Here is a 22,108-nt window from a genome sequence, read left to right as displayed (position 1 = left end):
TCACGATGCAAGCCGCCGACCGCAAAAGGTAAGCCGCCTGCCTCGGGGGGGGCGCTGGCCAGCGTATCGGGCTTTGGGGAAACGGATCAGGCGGGGGGCAGGGCTGGTTCTGCTAGCGCAGGTGCTGCTCGCGCTTGATCACCATAGCAATGGAAAGCAGCCCCAGTATGGCGGTGCAGAACATGATTAGCAGCAAGGGGACAGCGGTGGTGCCGGGCACCAGAACCCAACCGGCCATGCCGCTGAGACAGGCACCTCCGCCCAGCATGATTGCGCCGCTCAGCCCCGAGGCAGACCCCGCAAGATGTGGCCGAACAGAGATCGCCCCGGCGGTAGCATTGGGGATTGCCATGCCATTGCCAAGCCCGACGATGCACATAAGGCCAAAGAAGGAATAAACCGAATCCAGCCCTGCCAGCGCCAGCGCTAGCGACAGCGCAACGCCGCAGCCATTCACGATGCAGCCCCAGAGCACCATCCGATTGACGCCGAAGCGCATTGAAAAGCGCCCTGATATAAAGTTGCCAAAGAAATAGCCGACCGCCGGGGTCGAAAAGAACAGCCCCAGCATTGCCGGGCTCAGCCCATAGAGATTTGCCCCCAGAAACGGTGCCCCGCCAAGATAGGCAAAGAAAGAGCCAGAGGCGAGACCAGAGGCCAGCGAATAGCCCCAAAAGCGCGGCGAGAAGATCAGCTCAGGGTATTCGGCAAACTGTGCCGCCAGCGTCTTGCCGCTTTTGACGGCAGTTTCGCCAAAATCAAAATAGGTCAGCATGTAGACCAGCGCGGCACAGAGCGCCAAAAGCCAGAAGTTGGACTGCCAGCCAAACAGCTGATCCAGCACCCCGCCAATGGCCGGGCTGATCATCGGCACAATCGCCACCCCCATGGTGACATAGCCCAGCATACTGGCCGCCCGGTCGGTGTCGTACAGATCACGCACCGCCGCCCGGCTCAGTACCATGGTTGCGGCAATAGCCGCCTGGGCCATGCGAAATGCCAGGAAGATTTCGGCGGTGGGGGCAAAGATACAGCCCAGTGTTGCCAGGATGAAAAGCAATATGCTGGCCAGAATCACCGGGCGGCGCCCCATCTTGTCTGAAATCGGCCCAACCACAATCTGCACCGCCGCATTGACAGCAAGGTAGAGCGCCACGGAAAGCTGCATCAGCCGGTAGTCCGCTTGAAAATGTTCCGCCATGCCGGGCAGGGCAGGCAGAAAGACATTCATCGCCAGGGCCGACAGCCCTGCCAGAAGGATCAGTGTCGCGATATGTGGCTTGCTCATCGTGGGATGCGCGGAGGGCTGGGGATTTTGCATGAAACTGGCTTAGATCAGCCCGGTGAGATTGTCTATTCCTAGATCGTCTCAAATGAGAAAGTATTCGCCGAGGCTGGCCAATGTGACGTCACGGAGCAGCAGGCTGCTATCTGCATCAAAGTCAAAAACCACTCCTTCGGCGCTGTCGTGGGCCTGACCCAAAATATCACTGTGGCTGCCGTGGCCCATTATCTTCAGCCGATCCTCCTGGACGATAAAATCGCTGACCGTGTCGTGGCCACCGCGCCCTTTGAAGACAAAGATATCATCGCCGTATCCGCCGATCAGCAGGTCATCTCCGGCTTGGCCATCCAGCCTGTCTTTGCCGCCGTTGCCTGCCAAACGATCGTCGCCGGCACCGCCCCAAAGGCGGTCACGCCCATGCCCGCCCAGCAGCTGGTCATCGCCATCATCGCCGCGTAGCGTATCCCGCCCCCAGCCGCCGGTTATCCGGTCGTCACCGGCCTTTCCAACCAGATAGTCGTGGCCTCCGTAGCCGTGCAAAACATTGTCGAGCGCATTGCCAATAAGCCGGTCATCCCCCTTGGCGCCAATAGCCCGTTCAATCATGCTGCCAAAGGCGATGACCGCATCATGGCTGCTGTCAAAGGATGAAAACGCCCCCTGGCGCAGGTCAAGCGTGACCCCATGATGGCGTCCATCCGCATCCAGAAAATCAATGCCGCCAGTGTCCCAGATGCTGTCGACGGTGGTGGTCCGGCAGCCCGTGTAACGGGTGTCATCTTCGTTATGGCTGGCCGCGCCCCAGATATCCTGAAGGGCCAAGATGTCGAACAGCATCATGGCGTCGCTGTCTTCCCCGTTATGCGGATTGGCGCGGTAGGACATGACAGAGTAGAGATTGCTATCATATTCCTGCGGCAAGGCGTCATCGGCTTCGAAGGTATGGCGCAGCCCCATGGCATGGCCCAATTCGTGCAGCAGCAGGTCGACATACTGCCCCGAAGACAGATCCAGTGTTGCGTCATAGGCGACAAAGCCGTCCCAATCAGTGATCTTGCTGCCCTGATAACGGATAGAGTAGCCACCACTGCCGATGGTTGCCCCGGGCAGGGAAACGGCTGCAACATTCAGGTCGGGGTCATCGGTGCGTTTAACCTGCACAAATTCAACATTTAGAAAGCTTTCGATATGGGTAAGCGCGGCCTCGAAGTTGGCCTTTTCCGCCCAGTTCATACGACGCCATCCGCTATATTCTGTTGAGGTCGGAAGATCCCCCGCTGCGCTGCCACCTGCATATTGATAGCTGATCTTGTATGGTGCGTCATTGCTGGTGTTCAACGGATCACTCAGATTGAAGCGCGTGTATTGCATGGCTGTGATGATTTCGCTGTGACGTAACATGTTGATGCCCGATTTTATGTGAACCGGGGGTGATACTGCGCAGTATCCCTTGAACGAAGAGTGAACGTTGTAAGGCGAAAATATGTTGCATTGGATCGATTTTGGAAACAGTTGTATTGTTAGCAAATATTCAACTATTCACTAACTGTATGCAAAATATTTGCAAATTTGCCAAATTTACCTTTGGCTTGTGCGGCGCGGGCGTTAGGCTGTGGCAAAATCTATATGGGGACCCGTGCAATGAAAGATATCCTGTCCGAGCTGGAAGACCGCCGCAATGACGCACGTCTGGGGGGCGGGCAGCGCCGTATCGATGCCCAGCATGCGCGCGGCAAGCTGACCGCGCGCGAGCGTATCGAGCTGCTGTTGGATGAGGATAGCTTTGAAGAGTTCGACATGTTCGTCGCGCATCGCTGCACGGATTTTGGCATGGAGAAGCAAAAGCCTGCAGGGGATGGCGTGGTCACCGGCTGGGGCACCATCAATGGCCGTATGGTCTATGTGTTCAGTCAGGATTTCACCGTCTTTGGTGGTTCACTGTCGGAAACCCATGCGCAGAAGATCTGCAAAATTCAGGATATGGCGATCCAGAATGGGGCGCCGATCATCGGCATCAATGATTCCGGTGGGGCCCGTATTCAGGAGGGCGTGGCTTCGCTGGCCGGCTATGCCGAGGTGTTCCAGCGCAATATCATGGCCAGCGGCGTGGTGCCGCAGATCTCGGTGATCATGGGGCCCTGCGCCGGCGGCGCGGTTTATTCGCCTGCGATGACGGATTTCATCTTTATGGTGAAAGACACCTCTTACATGTTTGTGACCGGCCCCGATGTGGTCAAGACCGTCACCAACGAGGTGGTCACTGCCGAAGAGCTGGGCGGTGCATCAACCCATACCAAGAAATCCAGCGTCGCGGATGCGGCCTTTGAAAATGATGTAGAGGCCTTGGCCGAGGTGCGCCGTCTGGTTGATTTCCTGCCGCTGAACAACCGGGAGAAACCCCCGGTGCGCCCTTTCTTTGATGAACCAGGCCGCATTGAAGACAGCCTGGATACCCTGATCCCGGCCAACCCCAATTCGCCCTACGACATGAAAGAGCTGATCACCAAGGTTGCGGACGAAGGCGATTTCTACGAAATTCAGGAAGATTTTGCCAAGAACATCATCACCGGGTTCATTCGCCTTGAAGGTCAGACTGTGGGCGTTGTTGCCAACCAACCGATGGTGCTGGCGGGCTGCCTGGATATCGACAGCTCGCGCAAGGCGGCGCGCTTCGTGCGGTTCTGCGATTGCTTTGAAATTCCAATCCTGACGCTGGTCGATGTGCCCGGCTTTCTGCCTGGTACGTCCCAGGAATATGGCGGCGTGATCAAACATGGTGCCAAGCTGCTGTTCGCCTACGGTGAAGCCACGGTGCCAAAGGTCACGGTGATCACCCGCAAGGCCTATGGCGGAGCCTATGACGTGATGGCCTCCAAGCACCTGCGTGGTGATTTCAACTATGCTTGGCCCACCGCTGAAATCGCGGTGATGGGTGCCAAGGGCGCGACTGAAATCATTCATCGGGGCGATTTGGGCGATGCGGACAAGATCGCCGCCCATACCGCCGATTATGAGACCCGGTTTGCCAATCCCTTTGTGGCGGCTGAACGCGGTTTCATCGACGAGGTGATTCAGCCCAAATCCACCCGCCGTCGGGTCTCTCGTGCCTTTGCCTCTCTGCGGGGCAAGTCGTTGAAGAACCCGTGGAAAAAACACGACAATATCCCTCTGTAAAGGGTGATGGTGATGCGCCGGAGCGGTTGGCATATCCTGGAGGAAGGGGGCGTATTGACGCTCTGTCGTCAGACGCCTGCGCGGCTTGATGTTGCGGTCACCGTGGCGCTGCCATCGGCAGATCCGCTGCGGTTGGCGCAGCAGATCCGCCAGGACATGTGGCGCGCGGTGCAAAATGTGCGTGGCTTTTCCCCGGTGGTGCAGGTGGAGCCACATGCCGAGGGGCTGCTGGTGACGGCAGGCGGGCGTGTCGCGGGGCGTGTGCCAGGCAATTTGGCCTCTGAAATCAAGGCGGTGTTGGAAGACGAGGTGAAGCGCAGCCGGTGGCTGCGGTATGCCCGGTCAGGCAAGAACCGATTAAAAACTGTGCAGGTAGAGGAAAAGCTGCACAAATGTACAACAGGGTTTGACAAAGAGGCCGAGACTGGACAATGATCCATCCCAACCGATACCGGATAGCGCGCGCCAGTGGCGCAGCGCCAGCAGCCCCGCCCGGAGGAGCCCAAGTTATTGGGGGGTGGGGTTGCGGTTTGGGTGATCCGGTTTCCCCTGTTTCGACGGCAATTCTGTTTGGCTGTGCCCTGGTCTTATCGCTGGTGGTCATCCCTGTTCACGCGGATGAGGCCAATCTATCGGGGGCCTTTGTGCCGGTTTCCGTGCCGTCTGGTCAGCGGGTTTTGCTGTCAGAGGTGCTGTTGGATGATAGTCCGGGGGCGCTCTGGGCTCGGTTTCGCTTTGTCGCGCCAGAGATTTCGCGCCAGTCGGATGCGGCATATGACGCGGCCGCGGTTGGCGGCGGGCGCATGGATTATGAACGCAGCGCCGCCGACATGGAACATCTTTGCGGCTCTGTCGTGCTGGACTACCTGCGCGAACACGCGCTGTCGCCCAGCATGGTGGTGATCTCCTTTTCGGACCGTCCGGTGGAATTTGGTTTTCAGGATGCCGAAGCAACCCAGTTTTTTGAGGCCTATCGCCTGGAAAAAGATCGCTGCATCTGGGAGGCATTCTGATGTTTCTACAACATCTTGCGGCGGGCTGCGGGGCTCGGCATGTTTTTGCGACTTTGTGGTCACAGGCCCTTGGGTGGGCAGCTTTTCGATGTGAATTGGTCGTTATCCCGGCTATCCTTGGCGCGATTGGTCGCAGTACCTTTCACCTATTGAGGCTGGGGCCGGACAGCACCCATAGTGCTGACGGCTTCGCAAAACAAATCAGGAGACAGAAATGTCCAAGAGCATCAAGTTTATCACGCTGGCGGGTCTGCTGGGGATGGTTGCTGCCTGCGGCAGCAAGCAGGAAGAGTTTGTTGTGGTTGAGCCCGAGCCCATCTCGGTCGAGCCAGAATACACCGGCAAATACAAGTAACGACAAGAGGGGTCCGGCCCTGTGGCCGGCCCCAGCCGACCTTCGGGGTGCCGGACTGGAGGCACCATCATGTTAAAGCACCGTGGGTTCCCTGGCCGTTTGCCAGGAACAGATTTCCAATTTGTCGTGCGTCGTCCCAATCCCAAAGGGGTAACAGCACTGACGCGACGCGAACGTTTTCGCGATCGCAAGCCAATGGACCGCCGCGCCGACGCCGCGTTTATGCAGGCGCTGTTGCAGCAGTTTGGCGACCAACCCTTTGAACGTGGCAACTTGGATGCCGGTCGGCTGAGCTGGCTGTTTGGGCGCGAAGTTCTGCCAGCTGAAGATCCCTTTGATCCGGCCTCATACGAGGCGCTCTTGGTGATCGACATGGAGGCAGCGCAGCTGTCATTCCCGGATGCGTTTGAAGGTAAAAACCTGTGAACGCCGGGGCGAAGCATGATGCCGACTGGTGCTGCGCAGGGGGGGAACCCCGCGCAGCCAACCTGCAGGTTTATGGCAATGCCCCGCCGTTTTCTGGCTCTGTCCGTCGGCTTGTCCAGTGCCGCACCACAGGGCAGGCAAGAGCCCGCCGAAAGGGCGTGACCCATGGGCGCGCTCCTGCTCATTTTGCGCCGTTTCGCGCGTTGCCATTGCTTGACAGTGCGGTAGCTGCTTTTTGGCTGCGAGAGAAACTCTCCCGCAGAGAAGGAGTAACATCATGCGAGCAATCATTTTTACACTTGGGTTTGGTGCCGCCGCGAGCCTGTCTGCCTGTGGCGAAACGACCGGCGAACAGGTCATTTACGGCGCAGGCGCCGGCGCGGTCGGGTCGGCCTTGCTGCATGGCAACCTGGTCACAGGCGCGGCCGTTGGGGCGGCTGCCAACCTCGTCTATTGCAAGGAAAACCCCCGTAAGTGTTAAGGCCGCATCTGCGCGCCGCTTTTTGACCTGCCTAGCCCATTCTCGGGCGGCACATGACATCCACGCAAACGCCGCGGGCGCGCCATGGGCGCAGCCGCGGCGTTTTGCATTCCGGCATATAAAAGAACAAGGGACTGCCAATGTTTGAAAAGATCCTGATCGCGAACCGGGGCGAAATCGCCTGCCGTGTTATCAAGACAGCCCGCAAGATGGGCATCAAAACCGTTGCGATTTATTCGGACGCGGACAAGCAGGCCCTGCATGTGCAAATGGCCGATGAAGCGGTACATATCGGCCCACCCCCGGCCAACCAATCCTATATCGTCATCGACAAGGTGATGGAGGCCATCCGCGCCACGGGCGCCCAGGCGGTACACCCCGGCTATGGTTTCCTGTCGGAGAATTCCAAATTTGCCGAGGCCCTGGCAGCCGAAGGCGTTGCCTTTGTCGGCCCCCCCGTTGGCGCCATTGAAAAAATGGGCGACAAGATCACCTCGAAGAAGATCGCCAAGGAGGCCGGGGTTTCCACGGTGCCAGGCCACATGGGCCTGATTGAAGACGCGGATGAGGCGGTGAAGATCTCGCAAGAGATCGGCTATCCGGTGATGCTCAAGGCCTCTGCCGGCGGCGGCGGCAAGGGCATGCGGATTGCCTGGAACGATGCAGAAGCGCGCGAGGGCTTTCAGTCTTCCAAGAACGAGGCGGCAAATTCCTTTGGCGATGACCGTATCTTCATCGAGAAATTTGTCACCCAGCCGCGCCATATCGAAATTCAGGTGCTCTGCGATGCCCATGGCAATGGCATTTACCTGGGCGAGCGCGAATGCTCGATCCAGCGGCGCCAGCAGAAGGTTGTGGAAGAAGCGCCAAGCCCCTTTCTGGATGAAGCCACCCGCAAGGCGATGGGCGAACAGGCCGTCGCGCTGGCGCAGGCGGTTGACTATGCCTCTGCCGGTACCGTGGAATTCATCGTTGATGGTGACAAGAACTTCTACTTCCTGGAAATGAACACCCGCCTGCAGGTGGAACATCCGGTGACCGAGCTGATCACCGGTGTCGATCTGGTTGAACAGATGATCCGGGTTGCCAATGGTGAACCGCTGAGCATTACCCAGGACGATGTGCAGCTGAACGGCTGGGCCATTGAAAACCGGCTCTATGCCGAAGATCCCTATCGCGGTTTCTTGCCTTCGATTGGCCGCCTGACCCGTTACCGCCCGCCCGCCGAGATTGCCGCCGGCCCCCTGTTGGACAGTGACAAATGGCAGGGCGATGCCCCGGCGGGTGATGGCTTTGCAGTGCGCAATGATACCGGCGTCTATGAAGGCGGCGAGATCTCGATGTATTATGACCCGATGATTGCCAAGCTTTGCACCTGGGCACCAACCCGCGATCAGGCGATCGAGGCGATGCGCAATGCGCTTGACGGTTTCGAGGTGGAAGGCATCGGTCACAACCTGCCGTTCCTGTCGGCGGTGATGGATCACCCGATCTTTATTGAAGGCACGATGACCACCGCCTTTATCGAAGAGCAATACCCAGAAGGCTTTGACGGGGTTGAATTGCCCGAGGCTGACCTGCGCCGAATTGCAGCCTCGGCAGCGGCGATGCACCGGGTGGCCGAAATTCGCCGCGCGCGGGTATCGGGCCGTATGGACAACCACGAACGTCGGGTTGGCACGGACTGGATGGTTTCGCTGCAGGAGCAGCACTTTCCCGTCAGCATCGAGGCCGACCAGCAGGGGGCTTCGGTCACTTTTGAAGATGGCGGTACTATGCGCATTTCCAGCAGCTGGACGCCGGGTGATCAGCTGGCGACAATCGATGTTGATGGCACGCCCTTGGTGTTGAAGGTCGGCAAGGTCTCTGGGGGCTTTCGCATCCGGTCACGCGGTGCCGATCTTATCGTACATGTGCGCACGCCCCGGCAGGCCGAACTGGCCGAGCTGATGCCGGAAAAAATCGTGCCTGATACCTCTAAGCTGCTGCTGTGCCCAATGCCGGGATTGATCGTCAAGGTCGAGGTCGAGGTTGGCCACGAGGTGCATGAGGGCCAGGCGTTGTGCACGGTTGAAGCGATGAAGATGGAAAACATCCTGCGGGCCGAAAAGAAAGGCGTGGTTGCCAAGATCAACGCAAGCGCCGGCGATAGCCTGGCGGTTGACGATGTGATCATGGAATTTGAGGGGTGACCTTTGGGGCAGGCATAGGCGCGACAGCGGGGGCAGGGGGCTTCGGTTTCCCACTCTCGCAACTGCCCAGGCAGCGCCTGCGCGTTTCGCCTGCCCCAATGCAGATCTCTGCCTCCCGGCAAAATCGGCTGGCTAACCAGTCATCCCGTCGGGCAATCAACCGACGGGCGATGGGCTTGGGCGCCAAGGGGCAAAATGCCGCCGCCCAAGATCCATGCACCAAATCTTTAGCTTTTCATGCGACATCACGCGTATCGATTACTCGCAAGGTGACGTATGCTTCGTTCTGCAATTGCTCTGATTTCAACGGTTTTTGTTATCTCGGGCTGTGCCTTGGACAAGGAAGAAGATCTGCGTTTGCAGCTGTCCCAATGGGTCACGTTGGGCGAGACCTATTTCTTTCAATCCAGCAGCACATGCACGGCTGCCGTCTTCCACACCGAGTCCCCCCGCATTTCATCGCTTTTGACGGCGGCGCGATCCGTGGATACCGGGCTCCAAATGCTGGAGCAGGGGCAGCCACTGGTCTTCAAGGTTGGCAACAAATCCCCCAACGCGCTGGTCGAAGCCATAATGTCGCGGGATTTACCACAGGGAATCAGTGTGTTGAATTCGGGCCTGGCCGGGATCAACTGCATGAGCGAGCTGGTCAAATCAATCTACCATCAGGCGATAATGAACCCCACTTCGCGCATGGCCTTCATTCCCGACGGCCATGGCATCATGATTGTAGATGCCCAGGCCAAGGCGGTGATCTACGTGCGCAGCAACGGCTAGCGCGTCACTTCTCGCGCCGGTCTTCCACCTCGCGCAGACGATCTGGAAATTTGTCAATGCTGCGGGACAACTCGCGCACCGTCCAGGGATGCGGTTTGCGCAGCTTGACGCCGCCATCCTTGCCCACCAACACCAGCATGAAGCCGCGCGGGCGCAGCGCTTTGCGCAGAGGCGAGGCTGCGCTTGGGTTGGTATCGGTCAAGACCACGACATCGCGATCCAGCAGCACCTGCGGTTCGCTCTCCAGATATGCCATCTGTTCCTTGAAGCGCGGATCCTCAGGGCTATCGGCAAAGACCACCACCGGACGTTTGTGCCACTGGAATCTGGCCAGATCAACGCCTTCGCCGGATTGGATCAGGACCGGTTGTTCCGCCGTGTCGGCCAAGGCAGAACAGCCCAGCACGGGGGTGAGAAAACTTGATAAAACAAGGGCTAGGAATGGTTTCATAATCTCTCCTGTTGGGTTCAATATATGCGGCTGGCGCGCAATTGCGATGGGGAATTGGTCGCAGGACAGAAATAACCGCACAGGTGTTAATCGCTTTGAGAGGGGCAGGGGCTAATGATGACGCACCTTTCCCTAACCGGGGGGCACAAAAGCCCCCCTGTCCAACACACAGGAAATGCGATGCAAGTCTGTCTTCACCTCGGGGCACACCGTTGTGCCACCACTTCCTTTCAGGAGTATCTGCGCCAGAATGCGGCAGATCTGGCCAAGCAGGGAATTGGGTTCTGGGGGCCGCGACGGACTCGCAACGGGCTGTTGCATGGGGTGCTGCCTACCCCAGCAGTGGGCCGCGTTGAGGCACATGCCAAACGGGCGCGCGGGCGGATCAGGATGAATTTGCACCAAAGCCGCGCCCGCGGGGTCAAAACCCTGGTGATCAGCGATGAAAACCTGATTGGCAGCACCCGAACCAACCTGCGTCTGGGCGGGCTGTATAGTGGTGTTGGTGAACGCATGGCGCGCTACGCCGAGGCCTTTGACGGGCAACTGAACACGGTTGCGCTGAATATCCGCAGTCTGGAATCCTATTGGGCCTCGGCCCTGACCTATGCGGTGGTGCGCGGCCACAGGGTGCCTTCTGCACAGCAGGTGCAAAACCTTGCCACCAGTCGCCGCAGCTGGCGCGATGTGATCAGCGATATTGCCTGTGCGATGCCGGGTGTTACCATCAAGGTCCTGCCGTTTGAAACCTTTGGCGGCCGCCCCGAAGTTCAGCTGTCTGTTCTGAGCGGGCAGGAGGCGCCGCGCAGCTATGCACGGGTGCGGCTCAACAGCTCCATGCGGCTGGAGGATATGCGGGCGCATCTCATGGACAGCGCCGCCGGTGCCTTGCCCAAGGGTGAGGGACGCTGGCGCCCCTTTGACGAGACCCAATGCGCCATGATGCGCGAGAATTATGCAGACGATCTGATGTGGCTGGCGGGTGGGGCCGAAGGCCTTGCCCAGCTGGTCCAGGACCCAGAACAACCGGCGGCGGGACTGAACCTGCCCCACAGTGATGTGACAAGAGGAAGACCCCATGACAAGCACAACCGACGATTGGCGGGCTCTGGCTGAAAAAGAGCTCCGTGGCCGCCCACTCGATGATCTAACCTGGAAGACACTCGAGGGGATCGACGTCAAGCCGCTCTATACTGCTGAAGACACCGATGCGCTGCCGCATATGGGCACGCTGCCAGGATTTGGCCCCTTTACCCGTGGCGTCAAGGCCACCATGTATGCCGGCCGCCCCTGGACCATCCGGCAATATGCCGGCTTTTCCACCGCCGAAGAATCCAACGCCTTTTACCGCCGCAACCTGGCTGCGGGCCAGCAGGGTGTTTCCGTGGCCTTTGATCTGGCCACCCACCGTGGCTATGACAGCGATCATGAACGAGTTGTCGGTGATGTCGGCAAGGCTGGCGTGGCAATCGATAGCGTCGAGGACATGAAGATCCTGTTCGACGGCATTCCGCTCGATAAGGTTTCCGTTTCGATGACGATGAATGGCGCGGTGATCCCGATCCTTGCCAGTTTTATCGTGGCGGGCGAAGAGCAGGGCCATGACCGGGCTTTGCTGGCGGGCACCATTCAGAACGACATTCTGAAGGAATTCATGGTGCGAAACACCTATGTCTATCCGCCGGAACCTTCGATGAAAATCATCTCGGATATCATTGAATATACTTCAAACGAGATGCCCAAGTTCAACTCGATCTCGATTTCCGGCTACCACATGCAGGAAGCGGGTGCGAACCTGGTGCAGGAACTGGCCTATACCCTGGCGGATGGCCGCGAATATGTTCGCGCCGCCACCGAGGCGGGCATGGATGTGGATAAATTTGCCGGTCGGCTCAGCTTCTTCTTTGCCATCGGGACCAATTTCTTCATGGAAATTGCCAAGCTGCGCGCGGCTCGGACCCTGTGGCACCGGGTGATGACAGAATTCAACGCCCAGTCTGACCGTTCCAAGATGCTGCGGACCCATTGCCAGACCTCGGGCGTGTCGCTGCAGGAACAGGACCCCTATAACAATGTGATCCGCACCGCCTATGAGGCGATGTCGGCGGTTCTGGGTGGCACCCAGTCGCTGCATACAAACGCCCTGGATGAAGCCATCGCACTGCCGACTGAATTTTCCGCCCGCATCGCCCGCAATACCCAACTGGTGCTGCAGGAAGAAACCGGTGTCACAAATGTGGTCGACCCGCTGGCCGGATCCTACTACGTCGAAAGCCTGACGAACGAGCTGATCGACAAGGCCTGGGCCTTGATGTCGGAGGTCGAGGAAATGGGCGGTATGACCAAGGCGGTTGCCTCTGGCATGCCCAAGCTGCGCATCGAGGAAAGCGCCGCGCGGCGTCAGGCCATGATTGACCGCGGCGAAGAGGTGATTGTTGGCGTCAACAAATACCGCAAGGAAAAAGAAGACCCGATCGACATCTTGGATGTGGACAATGTTGCCGTACGCGAAAGCCAGATTGCGCGTCTGAAAAAGATGCGGGCCGATCGGGACGAAACCGCCTGCCAGGCGGCACTGGATGAGCTGACAACACGGGCCAAAGAAGGCGGTAACTTGCTGGAAGCAGCGGTTGAGGCGGCAAGAATGCGGGCCTCTGTAGGAGAAATCAGCATGGCTATGGAGAAAGAATTTGGTCGTCACCGCGCCGAGGTGAAGACCCTGGCCGGGGTTTACGGTGCTGCCTATGAAGGCGACGCAGGCTTTGCCGCCATTCAGAAATCCATCGAAGAGTTTGCCGAGGAGGAGGGGCGTCGGCCACGTATTCTCGTGGTGAAGATGGGCCAGGACGGCCACGACCGGGGCGCCAAGGTGATTGCCACAGCCTTTGCCGATATTGGTTTTGATGTGGATGTGGGCCCGCTGTTCCAAACACCGGCCGAAGCCGCGCAGGATGCCATTGACAACGATGTGCATGTGATTGGCATCTCTAGCCAGGCGGCGGGGCACAAGACCCTGGCACCACAATTGGTGAAAGAGCTGAAAGCCCAGGGGGCCGAGGATATTTTGGTGATCTGCGGCGGGGTGATCCCGCAGCAGGACTATCAGTATCTCTATGACAATGGCGTCAAAGCGATCTTTGGACCGGGCACCAATATCCCCGAGGCGGCGCAGGATGTCTTGAGACTGATCCGCGAAGCGCGCGGCTAAGCAGAGCAGTGCTGCAACAGAAAAGCGAAACCTCATACAAGAGGGGCGCAGGATTTCCTGCGCCCCTTTTTTCTGGTCGGTTGTTTCAGATGCGAGTGCGCCTGACGCTGCAAGGATCAGGAATAAAAGTCGATCTGGGATTGTGAGCTGTCGTAGCCGGCCTGTTCCAATGCGGTCTGAACAGCCTGTCCCAAAGTTACCTCTCCCGGCTGGCTTCCGTCATAGGCCTCAACCGCATCGGCAATCAACTGGACAACTGCGTCATCAACCGTGGCAACCCCCTGGGTTTCTTGTGGCGGGGCCGGTGACCCGTTGCGGCGGTCAGACTCGCCAATGCCAGTCTGGGCTGCCCGCTTGGAGGCACCGCTGCCTGCGCCAGCCAGAGACGCGGCCAGATCAGGCCCTGCGGCCAAATCCTGTTCCCTGACCTGAAACACAACGGTTCGGGCATTTTCATCCAGAAGGTTGTCGCCGTCAAAGCTGGATAGAAACTCAGCGAGTTTTGCAGCTTGCTCTTCGTTCATCTTTGTCGATTTCTTATAGAGGTTCGACATTAACTCCTGGGTCATGGATCCTTGGATCATCATCAGGGCGGCTCTCCTACAGGGTTTCAACAGGCCGCGTTTCGCGGTCGGCCCAATTGAAATCGAAGCGGGTAAACAAGGAAATAGCTTTGTGCTCAGGTTGCTAAAATGCTGTGCGCTTTCAGCTGTTTTTCTTTATAATTTGATTGATATCAGGGGCTTGTGGTTAATGGCGCGTAAAGAGGGCGCGCTTGCCGCAGGCACAGCTTTCAACTTGTATGTTGCCAAAGACTGACTAGGCTGCGGCGCAAATAGGAGAATGTGATGGAACTTGATCATCTGGCCGTGGCCGGTGCCACCCTGCAAGAGGCTGTCTCACATGTGGAAGAGGCCCTTGGCGTGCCGCTGCAGCCGGGTGGGCAGCACGCGATGTTTGGCACCCATAACCACCTGTTGGGGCTGGCTGATGGGCTGTATCTGGAGGCCATCGCCATTGACCCGCTGGCGGAACCGCAGCGGCGGCCCTGCTGGTTTGATCTGGATCGCTTTGCCGGTGCGCCCCGCCTGAGCAATTGGATTTGCCGCTGTGCGGATTTGCCGGGATTGCTGGCGCAGCTGCCCGCAGGGGCGGGTGAGCCAGTGGCCCTGCAGCGGGGCGATCTGAAATGGGACATGGCGGTGCCGCAGGATGGTATCCTGCCCTATGACAACCTGTTCCCTGCGCTGATCGAGTGGCACTCTGATCATCCGGCGCCCCGGTTGCAGCAACAGGGATGTCGCCTGCATCATCTGACCCTGTCCCACCCCGAGGCGGATGCGCTGCAAGAACTGCTGCCAATTGCTGATGCGCGGGTCAGTTTTACCACCGGCCCGATCGGCTATGAGGCTGAATTTGACACCCCTCATGGGCGCCGTCTGCTGCGCTAGCCGCGCGACAGCGCAGACACAGGATGATTTTCGCGATAAGGTTTTGATATGTCTCTGTGGTCCAGAATAACCGACGCGCTTGCTGCGCTTGGCAATGGTGAAAGCCTGGCCAATGTGTTCGACCGCCTGCGGGCGCCGCCTGAACGCTCGGTGGCCTTTGCCATTGCGGTAATTGCCCTGGGGGCCAAGATGGCCAAGGCCGACGGCCAGGTCACCCGCGATGAGGTCACCGCCTTTCGCGAAGTTTTTCAGATTGCCCGCACTGATGAGGCCGGCGCGGCGCGTGTCTTTGACATGGCCCGCACCGATATCGCGGGTTACCAGGACTATGCCGCCCGTATTCAGCGAATGTTTGCCTCAGATCCCAGCACCCTGTGCGATCTGATGGAGGGCCTGTTTCACATCGCCATGGCTGATGGGTTCTACCACCCAAATGAAAATGACTTTCTGCAGGACGTTAGCCGGATCTTTGGCCAGACGCCCGAACAGTTTCGCGCACTGCGGGCGCGGTTTGTTCCGGATGCCCCTAAGGACCCCTATACGGTTCTTGGGGTTTCGGCTGATATGCCCCGCGATGAAATTCGCAAACACTGGCGGCGGCTGGTACGCGATACTCACCCCGATGCAATGATCGGGCGCGGAGTCCCGGAAGAGGCCGTGCGCCTGGCCGAAAAGCGCCTGATCGACATCAATCGCGCCTGGGATGCGATCAACGGATGTGCCAAACATGCGCCTGGTCACCTATAATATCGAATGGTTCTCGCATCTGTTTGATGGCGACGACCAGCTGATGCTTGATGGACGCCCTTCGCGGCGGCGCGGGGTGGACCGCTATACCCAGGGGCGGGCCATTGCCCATGTCCTGGATCGGCTTGATGCCGATGCGGTGATGGTGATCGAGGCCCCCAATAGCGGGCACCGCCAGAAATGCACCCGTGCGCTGGAAAATTTTGCCGCCCAGGCAGGGCTGCGTTGCAACAAGGCGGTGTCTGGCTTTGCCACGCATACCGAGCAGGAAATCGCGTTGATGTTTGATCCGGACCAGCTGCAGGTTCAGGTCGATCCGCAGTCCAGTTCGCAGGCGCCGTGCTTTGATACCACCTTTCATATTGATCTGGATGTCGATGACCGCGAGGATCCGGTACGCTTTTCCAAGCCACCGCTGGAGCTGCAGGTCACGACCAAGGGCGGCACCACGCTGCGGATGATTGGCGTCCACCTGAAATCCAAGGCCCCCTATAATGCCAAGACCCCAGAAGAGGTGGTGCGGATCTCGATTGCCAACCGGCGCAAGCAACTGGCCCAGGCCGTCTGGCTGAGTCGTCGGGTGCAGCAGCATCGTCGGGCGGCAGAGCCGGTGATCGTGATGGGTGATCTGAATGACGGGCCGGGCCTTGATGAATATGAACGCCTGTTTGACAAATCCTCGGTTGAGATTGTCATGGGCGCCGATCTGACCGATCCGAATGCGCAAAGCCTGGTGCAGCCGCGCGCCTGGGGGCAGCCCGCGACGGCGCGGTTTTATCATGCTGAAAGCAAACGCTACTTTGGTGCCTTGCTGGATTATATCATGATCTCGCCTGAGCTGGCGGCGCGGGCACCACGCTGGCGTATCTGGCACCCGTTTGAAGATGGCGCATGCTATGCAGATAGCGATCTTCGTACCGCCCTCTTGGCGGCCTCTGATCATTTTCCTGTCTCGCTTGATCTGGAACTGACTTAAAATTCCATGGCAAAGGTCATATATACAACTTATGAAACATTTTCTTGCCCCCGCCCTGATCGCCAGCTGCCTGCTGACCCCGCCGCTTGCCGCGCCGGCCCATGCTCAGGACAGCGCGGATGGATCCAGCCTGATGGAGCGCGGCGTCGAGCTGTTCTGGGAAGGGCTGCGCCAGGAAATGGCCCCCTCTCTGCAGGAACTGGAGGGGCTGATGGAGACCATTGGCCCATCCATGCAAGGCTTTCTGCGTGAAATGGGGCCCGCCCTGGCAGAGATTGCCGGCAAGGTCGAAGACTGGAGCCGCTATGAGGTGCCCGAGATTTTGCCCAATGGCGATATCATCATTCGCCGCAAGCCAGAGCCGCCGCAAGCCGAACCGGACCCGCCAGCCGAGCAGGAGATGGCACCGCTGCCCGAGGGAAGCACCGACCTGTGATCAAGCGCGGGCAACCCGTGTAGCGTTGTTTTTGTTCGCCTGAGGTCAAGAGATGATCTTTACGCTCAGCTCGGCCTCTAGCGCATCGGCCAGGGATTGGAGCCGCCCCTCGGCGACCTCACCAAACAGATCCTCAATGGCGCAAGGTAGTTCCAGACAGAGATGCCGTTTGCGCGGCTGCCATTTCAGCTTGCCAATGTCGCCGTCGACGCTGACCATCAGCATGGCGCCAAACCGCATCGCCTTGCCCAGGATCTCGGCCTCTTTCTGGCCTTTTTCATCCAGAAGATCATAGAGATACTCAAAGGCGGTGCCGCGCCGCTTGTTGCGATATCGGTGCAGCAGCGACAGGCCAAGGAAGATCCGTTCCGAATGTTTCAACCCGCCCAGATTGGCGCGGGTGGCATTGTCGAAACAGACCTCTGCGCGGTAATCGGGATGGGCGCGCCAGCTCACATCATGCAGCAGGCAGGCGGCCTTGATCAGGCGCTTTTGCGTCTGCGGACCAGAACTGAACAAGGGCAGTACAAAGTCATACAGCGTCTTGCCAAAACCGGGCAGGCGGGCATCCTTGGATTCGGCAAAGCGGCAGGATTCCACCAGGGGATCGCGGTTGCGCAGCCTTTGCGGCATTTGTTCATATAGCAACCCTTCGCGGATGCCATAGCTGGAGATGGCGATATCCTTGGGCTTGAAGGTTTTCACCAGCCGCGACAGCACATCAATCGCATAGGGCACCAGCGACATACGCGCGTTGGAAATACCGCAGGCGTTGCGCAGCTCCTCCATATCGCTTGCATCGATAAATTTCATCGTCTCGCGCACATCGCGTGCGGTCATGCGGTATTCATGCAGCACCTTCAGCGGATAGCCGCGCCGCATCATGTCGACGCGGGCAATCGCCCGCCAGCTGCCCCCCACCAGAAACAGCCGGTCGGTCTGTTTGCCCATCTCTGCGCTCAGCTCTGTCATCACCGCCGAGATATGCGCCTGTCGCCCGCGTCGCCCGCCCTTGATGTCGCGCAGTTTGAGCGGCCCCAGCGAAGAGGTCAGCCTCTTGCCGACCTCACCATCGTGGATTTCGGCCAATTCCATCGAAGAGCCGCCGATATCGCAGACCAGCCCGTAAGAGCCAGGCCAGCCCAGCAACACGCCCTGGGCTGAAAGACGGGCCTCTTCGCGCCCGTCAATGACCCAGATCTTCAGGCCGGTTTCGCGTAGCACTTCGGCGCAAAAGTCAGGCCCATCCTTGGCATCGCGCACCGCCGCAGTGGCCACCACCGACAGCCCCGGCAGCCCCATGCCATGGGCCAGGTGCTGGAAACGGCGCAGGGCAGAGAGGGCGCGCTGACGGCCCCCGGGGTTCAACTTGCCCGTTTCGGACAGGCCAGCCCCCAGCGCGCACATGATCTTTTCATTGTAGAAATAGGCTGGGCTGCGTGCGGCACCGTCAAAGATTACCATCCGAACCGAGTTGGAGCCGACATCAACCACCCCAACCCGCGACAGGGCGCGGGCGCTGGGGTCTTCAAAGACGGGTTGACCAAAGGGCCCCCAGTCGGCGGTGGGGGTGTCCTGGGCTTCGGTCATGGGCACCTCGTCGGTTTTGTGTTGTTTTGGCTAGGGTGGGGCAAGCCCAGAACCAGGTCAATCGACTGTGACTGCGACATCTCTGGTTTCTGGCTGGGTGTTGATTGGGGGATCCTGCGACATCAGCCGCACGGCAAGGGGGCGTGACAGGGTACGGCCTTCGGACAGGGACAGATTATCGAGCTGATCGACAATCAGCGCTGCGGCAGCAAAAGAACGATCCATATGGGCCACCAGATAGGGGATGACATCAGGTTTTGGCGTAACCTGCCTGTCGTTAAACAATTTCGCCAGCACCACCGCCAGCAGGGCGTCGTCTGGCGCCTGCAGTTCTGCATGGGTGGCAGCCTGAACCCGGCTTTGCAGATCTGGCAGTGTCAGCTGCCACAGGTTGGGTGCGGCGCGACCGGTGAGCATCAGCGCATGGCCATTGGACAGCACCAGATTGTGCAGATGAAACAGCGCGTTCTGGGCCTCAAGGTTGCCGGCAATGGCTGGTATATCTTCAACCACCAGCGGGCACTGGGCCAGGGCGGGCACCTGATCTTCGCGCAGGCTGCCTGCTGACAGGATGCGCGCACCGGCTTGATTTGCCCAGACATGGGCCAGATGGGTCTTGCCCGCGCCCGCTGGCCCGGTCAGCACCAGTTTGCCGCTGGGCCAGGCAAAGGCGGGATCCAACAGTGCGACGGCCATCGCATTGGACGGGGCAACAAAAAAGTCATCTCGCCCCAGCGTGGGTTTCACCGGCAAATCAAAGCTGAGTTGTCGTGCCATATTACTGCTCGTCTTGCTTGTGTTCTGCCTGCCCTTGCAGGGCCTGATAGCTGAATCCCTGGTACAGCCGACTGTCGAGATACTGCCCCACCAGAAAACGTGCAACCACACCCAGTGATGCCGCGACAGGCACAGCCACCAGCATGCCAACAAAGCCAAACAACGCGCCAAAGACCGATAGCGCCAGCAGCAGCCAGACCGGATGCAGCCCGACCGAGCCGCCAACCAGTTTCGGGGTCAGGTAATTGCCTTCCATCACCTGACCAAAGGCAAAGATGCCGGCAACGATGCCAATGGACCACCAGTCGCCCCAGAACTGAAACAAGGCCAGGCCAATAGCGAGGGCACCGCCGATCAGCGCGCCAAGATAGGGTATAAAGGTGACCAGCCCGGCAATGAAGCCAACCGCCAGGCCAAAGTTCAGCCCGACAAGCATCAGCGTTGCTGCATAGTAGCAGCCCAGGATCAGGCAAACGGTGCCCATGCCGCGAATGAAAGAGGCCAGAACCTGGTCAATCTCTGAGACCAGCCGACGGATCACTGGCGCATGATCCCGCGGCAACAGCGCATCAATCCGGGCAATCATCCGGTCCCAATCCAGCAAGAGATAGATGGCCACAACAGGCACGATCACCAGCAGGACAATCAAATTGAGCACAGAGGCCGCCGAGCCGACGATGCCCTCGGCCAGATCAATGCCCTTGCCCTGCAGGGTGCCGGCAATCGACGCGATGGTCTGCTGGGCGCGGCTGCCTTCGGTAAAGACCGATGGAAAATGCGTCTGGGCAAAGCTGCGCAGATCGCGAAACAGTTCCGGCAGGATGCGCACCAGATCGGCCAGCTGGGTAATCAGGGTGGGCAGGACAATCAGCAGCATCAGCAAGAACAGCAGTACAGACACCACGACGATCAGGCTGGTCGCGGCGGTGCGGCTCAGTCCCAGGGCTTCCAGCCGGTCAGCAACCGGGTCGATCATATAGGCAATGGCCGCTCCCAGAACAAAGGGCAACAACACATCGCCAAGCGACCAGAGCAAAATCGCCAGAACTGCGGAGGTAATGCCCCAGTACTTGAATTGTTTTTTTGCGGGCAGGGCCATCAGCTTACTCGGTCAGGGCGCGGTGCGTTGACCCCACTCTTTCCTGATGGCAGCCCGCAGCGCAAGGGCCGAGCCGTGACCCTGTGGCAAAATTTTAGCAAAAGCCGGGCTGCGTAGGCTGCCTGGGGGGCAATCGGCAGCAGGGGCTGGCGTAGTGATCGGTTTGGCAGCGGTCCTGCCTCGGCAATTGGCAAAGCATGATTGCTTGCGGGGCTGTCATGGCTTAGACCGCTGGGAAAACCCTTCGTAAGAATGAGACTAACATGCGCCTGTCCCGCTATTTCCTGCCTGTCCTGAAAGAAAACCCTTCAGAGGCCCAGATCGTCAGCCACCGCTATATGCTGCGGGCCGGTATGATCAAACAATCCTCGGCCGGGATTTACTCCTGGCTACCGCTTGGCTTCAAGGTGCTGAAAAAGCTGGAAGGCATCGTGCACGAAGAACAGCTGCGCGCTGGTCACATGCCGATGTTGATGCCCACTATGCAGAGCGCAGATCTGTGGCGCGAATCTGGTCGATATGACGATTACGGCCAGGAAATGCTGCGGGTGCAGGATCGTCATGGCCGCGATATGCTGTTTACCCCCACAGCCGAAGAACTGGTCACCGATATCTTCCGTGCCCATGTCAGCAGCTACAAGGATCTGCCGCTGACCATGTATCAGATTCAGTGGAAATTCCGCGATGAGATCCGCCCACGCTTTGGCGTGATGCGCGGCCGTGAATTCTACATGAAGGACGGCTATAACTTCGACCTGTCCAAAGAGGACGCCTTGCACGCCTATAACCGCCATCTGGTCAGCTATCTGCGCACCTATGAACGCATGGGGCTGCAGGCGATTCCAATGCGGGCCGACGGTGGCCCAATTGGCGGTGATTACACCCATGAATTCCTGGTGCTGGCTGAAACCGGCGAAAGCGAAGTCTTTTATGATAGCGCGGTGACCGATCTGAGCTTTGGCGATCGTGCAATCGATTACGACAGTGTCGAACAGTGCCAGGGTGTGCTGGAGGAGTTTACCTCCAAATATGCCCGCACCGATGAAACCCATGACGAAGCCCTTTTCAACGAAGTCCCGGAAGAACGCCGTCGGACGGCGCGCGGGATCGAGGTTGGCCAGATCTTCTACTTTGGCACCAAATATTCCGAAGCGCTGGGCGCCACGGTACAAGGCCCCGATGGCAAGCCTGTGCCGGTTCACATGGGCAGCCACGGGATTGGGGTGTCGCGTCTGTTGGGCGCCATCATCGAGGCCAGCCACGATGACAAGGGCATTATCTGGCCCGAAGGCGTCACGCCGTTCCACTGTGGCATCGTCAATCTGAAACAAGGGGATGATGAGGCCGACGCCGCCTGCAATCAGCTTTACACCGCGCTGACCGCGCTGGGGCTGGAACCGCTATATGACGACCGCAAGGAACGTGCGGGCGGCAAATTCGCCACCATGGACCTGATCGGTCTGCCCTGGCGCATCACTGTTGGCCCGCGCGGCCTCAAAAACGGCGTGGTAGAGCTCACCTCGCGCCGCAGTGGCGAAAGCGAAGAACTGTCGCCCGAAGAGGCGGTGAAGAAAATTGCAGCAATCTATGCGCCGCATCAGGCCGGTCGCGGCTTCTGATCCGTCAGATCATCGGGTATTAAAACAAGGGGGCAGCCATTTGGGCTGCCC

22 protein-coding genes are annotated in these 22,108 nt (G+C 59.1%); 15 read left to right on the top strand and 7 right to left on the bottom strand.

The genetic code is table 11. From position 1 onward, the window contains the following. Positions 1–112: 112 nt before the first annotated feature. Both P2081_RS09410 and P2081_RS09405 read right to left on the bottom strand, forming a co-directional pair. Entirely contained in the window at positions 113–1,321 is a 1,209-nt protein-coding gene (locus P2081_RS09410; protein ID WP_417700979.1) for a multidrug effflux MFS transporter, read from the bottom strand. 48 nt (positions 1,322–1,369) lie between these two features. Then, positions 1,370–2,686 carry a M10 family metallopeptidase gene (locus P2081_RS09405; protein ID WP_278922614.1) on the bottom strand — a complete coding sequence of 439 codons (1,317 nt, stop codon included), beginning with the start codon at positions 2,684–2,686 and terminating at the stop codon, positions 1,370–1,372. A 240-nt stretch (positions 2,687–2,926) separates the two neighbouring features. On the opposite strand from P2081_RS09405, the gene P2081_RS09400 reads away from it, so the two are divergent. From P2081_RS09400 to P2081_RS09365, 8 genes are all read left to right on the top strand, one after another. Next, the gene (locus tag P2081_RS09400; RefSeq protein WP_232404396.1) at positions 2,927–4,459 is read left to right on the top strand and encodes an acyl-CoA carboxylase subunit beta; all 1,533 of its coding nucleotides are present in this window, start codon (positions 2,927–2,929) and stop codon (positions 4,457–4,459) included. Positions 4,460–4,471: 12 nt separating this feature from the next. After that, entirely contained in the window at positions 4,472–4,894 is a 423-nt protein-coding gene (locus P2081_RS09395) for a hypothetical protein (RefSeq protein ID WP_278922613.1), read from the top strand. Between the two features lie 95 nt (positions 4,895–4,989). Beyond that, the gene (locus P2081_RS09390; RefSeq protein ID WP_313790332.1) at positions 4,990–5,472 is read left to right on the top strand and encodes a DUF6497 family protein; all 483 of its coding nucleotides are present in this window, start codon (positions 4,990–4,992) and stop codon (positions 5,470–5,472) included. Positions 5,473–5,686: 214 nt separating this feature from the next. Continuing rightward, on the top strand, positions 5,687–5,827 hold the full coding sequence (locus P2081_RS09385) for a hypothetical protein (RefSeq protein WP_278922611.1): 141 nt from the start codon (positions 5,687–5,689) through the stop codon (positions 5,825–5,827). Between the two features lie 69 nt (positions 5,828–5,896). Continuing rightward, positions 5,897–6,253: a hypothetical protein gene (locus P2081_RS09380; RefSeq protein ID WP_278922610.1), complete on the top strand. Its 357-nt coding sequence runs from the start codon at positions 5,897–5,899 to the stop codon at positions 6,251–6,253. Between the two features lie 277 nt (positions 6,254–6,530). Further along, positions 6,531–6,734, top strand: a complete 204-nt coding sequence (locus P2081_RS09375; RefSeq protein ID WP_278922609.1) for a hypothetical protein — start codon at positions 6,531–6,533, stop codon at positions 6,732–6,734. A gap of 140 nt (positions 6,735–6,874) precedes the next feature. Beyond that, a complete protein-coding gene (locus P2081_RS09370) occupies positions 6,875–8,926 on the top strand; it encodes an acetyl-CoA carboxylase biotin carboxylase subunit (RefSeq protein ID WP_278922608.1) in 2,052 nt (683 codons plus the stop codon). A 276-nt stretch (positions 8,927–9,202) separates the two neighbouring features. After that, on the top strand, positions 9,203–9,703 hold the full coding sequence (locus P2081_RS09365) for a hypothetical protein (protein WP_278922607.1): 501 nt from the start codon (positions 9,203–9,205) through the stop codon (positions 9,701–9,703). Positions 9,704–9,707: 4 nt separating this feature from the next. On the opposite strand, the gene P2081_RS09360 is transcribed toward P2081_RS09365, so the two are convergent. Next, a complete protein-coding gene (locus P2081_RS09360) occupies positions 9,708–10,154 on the bottom strand; it encodes a DUF4174 domain-containing protein (protein WP_278922606.1) in 447 nt (148 codons plus the stop codon). 180 nt (positions 10,155–10,334) lie between these two features. Here P2081_RS09360 and P2081_RS09355 point away from each other — a divergent pair, with 180 nt between their 5' ends. Together P2081_RS09355 and scpA are read left to right on the top strand one after the other, a co-directional pair. Next, positions 10,335–11,270 (top strand): hypothetical protein, encoded by a 936-nt coding sequence (locus P2081_RS09355; protein WP_278922605.1) that lies wholly within the window; start codon positions 10,335–10,337, stop codon positions 11,268–11,270. Next, positions 11,233–13,362 carry a methylmalonyl-CoA mutase gene (gene scpA / locus P2081_RS09350; protein ID WP_278922604.1) on the top strand — a complete coding sequence of 710 codons (2,130 nt, stop codon included), beginning with the start codon at positions 11,233–11,235 and terminating at the stop codon, positions 13,360–13,362. The genes P2081_RS09355 and scpA overlap by 38 nt, the downstream gene beginning before the upstream one ends. Before the next feature lie 116 nt (positions 13,363–13,478). Here scpA and P2081_RS09345 read toward each other — a convergent pair whose 3' ends face one another. Next, positions 13,479–13,949, bottom strand: a complete 471-nt coding sequence (locus tag P2081_RS09345; protein ID WP_278922603.1) for a hypothetical protein — start codon at positions 13,947–13,949, stop codon at positions 13,479–13,481. 261 nt (positions 13,950–14,210) lie between these two features. Here P2081_RS09345 and P2081_RS09340 point away from each other — a divergent pair, with 261 nt between their 5' ends. The 4 genes from P2081_RS09340 to P2081_RS09325 are packed head-to-tail and all read left to right on the top strand — an operon-like array spanning position 14,211 to position 16,972. Then, the gene (locus tag P2081_RS09340; protein WP_278922602.1) at positions 14,211–14,813 is read left to right on the top strand and encodes a VOC family protein; all 603 of its coding nucleotides are present in this window, start codon (positions 14,211–14,213) and stop codon (positions 14,811–14,813) included. A gap of 48 nt (positions 14,814–14,861) precedes the next feature. Next, the gene (locus P2081_RS09335; protein ID WP_278922601.1) at positions 14,862–15,560 is read left to right on the top strand and encodes a molecular chaperone DjiA; all 699 of its coding nucleotides are present in this window, start codon (positions 14,862–14,864) and stop codon (positions 15,558–15,560) included. Then, complete coding sequence (locus P2081_RS09330) at positions 15,541–16,536, top strand: endonuclease/exonuclease/phosphatase family protein (RefSeq protein ID WP_278922600.1); 996 nt, start codon at positions 15,541–15,543, stop codon at positions 16,534–16,536. Before P2081_RS09335 ends, P2081_RS09330 begins: the two co-directional genes overlap by 20 nt. 31 nt (positions 16,537–16,567) lie before the next feature. Further along, on the top strand, positions 16,568–16,972 hold the full coding sequence (locus P2081_RS09325; RefSeq protein WP_278922599.1) for a hypothetical protein: 405 nt from the start codon (positions 16,568–16,570) through the stop codon (positions 16,970–16,972). A gap of 45 nt (positions 16,973–17,017) precedes the next feature. Here P2081_RS09325 and P2081_RS09320 read toward each other — a convergent pair whose 3' ends face one another. From P2081_RS09320 to P2081_RS09310, 3 genes are read right to left on the bottom strand one after another with little or no spacing between them, the layout of a single operon-like run. After that, positions 17,018–18,562: a Ppx/GppA family phosphatase gene (locus P2081_RS09320; protein WP_278922598.1), complete on the bottom strand. Its 1,545-nt coding sequence runs from the start codon at positions 18,560–18,562 to the stop codon at positions 17,018–17,020. Positions 18,563–18,619: 57 nt separating this feature from the next. Beyond that, positions 18,620–19,339, bottom strand: coding sequence for a P-loop NTPase family protein (locus P2081_RS09315; protein WP_278922597.1), 720 nt, complete (start codon positions 19,337–19,339; stop codon positions 18,620–18,622). A gap of 1 nt (position 19,340) precedes the next feature. Then, complete coding sequence (locus tag P2081_RS09310) at positions 19,341–20,438, bottom strand: AI-2E family transporter (protein ID WP_278922596.1); 1,098 nt, start codon at positions 20,436–20,438, stop codon at positions 19,341–19,343. Between the two features lie 263 nt (positions 20,439–20,701). On the opposite strand from P2081_RS09310, the gene proS reads away from it, so the two are divergent. Beyond that, positions 20,702–22,057, top strand: coding sequence for a proline--tRNA ligase (gene proS / locus P2081_RS09305; RefSeq protein WP_278922595.1), 1,356 nt, complete (start codon positions 20,702–20,704; stop codon positions 22,055–22,057). The last annotated feature ends 51 nt before the right edge of the window (positions 22,058–22,108 follow it).

It is taken from the genome of Pseudophaeobacter profundi, assembly GCF_029697505.1.
GTDB lineage: Bacteria > Pseudomonadota > Alphaproteobacteria > Rhodobacterales > Rhodobacteraceae > Pseudophaeobacter > Pseudophaeobacter profundi.
Note: the sequence above shows the minus strand (reverse complement) of the source record. Positions and strands in the feature narration are given on the sequence as shown.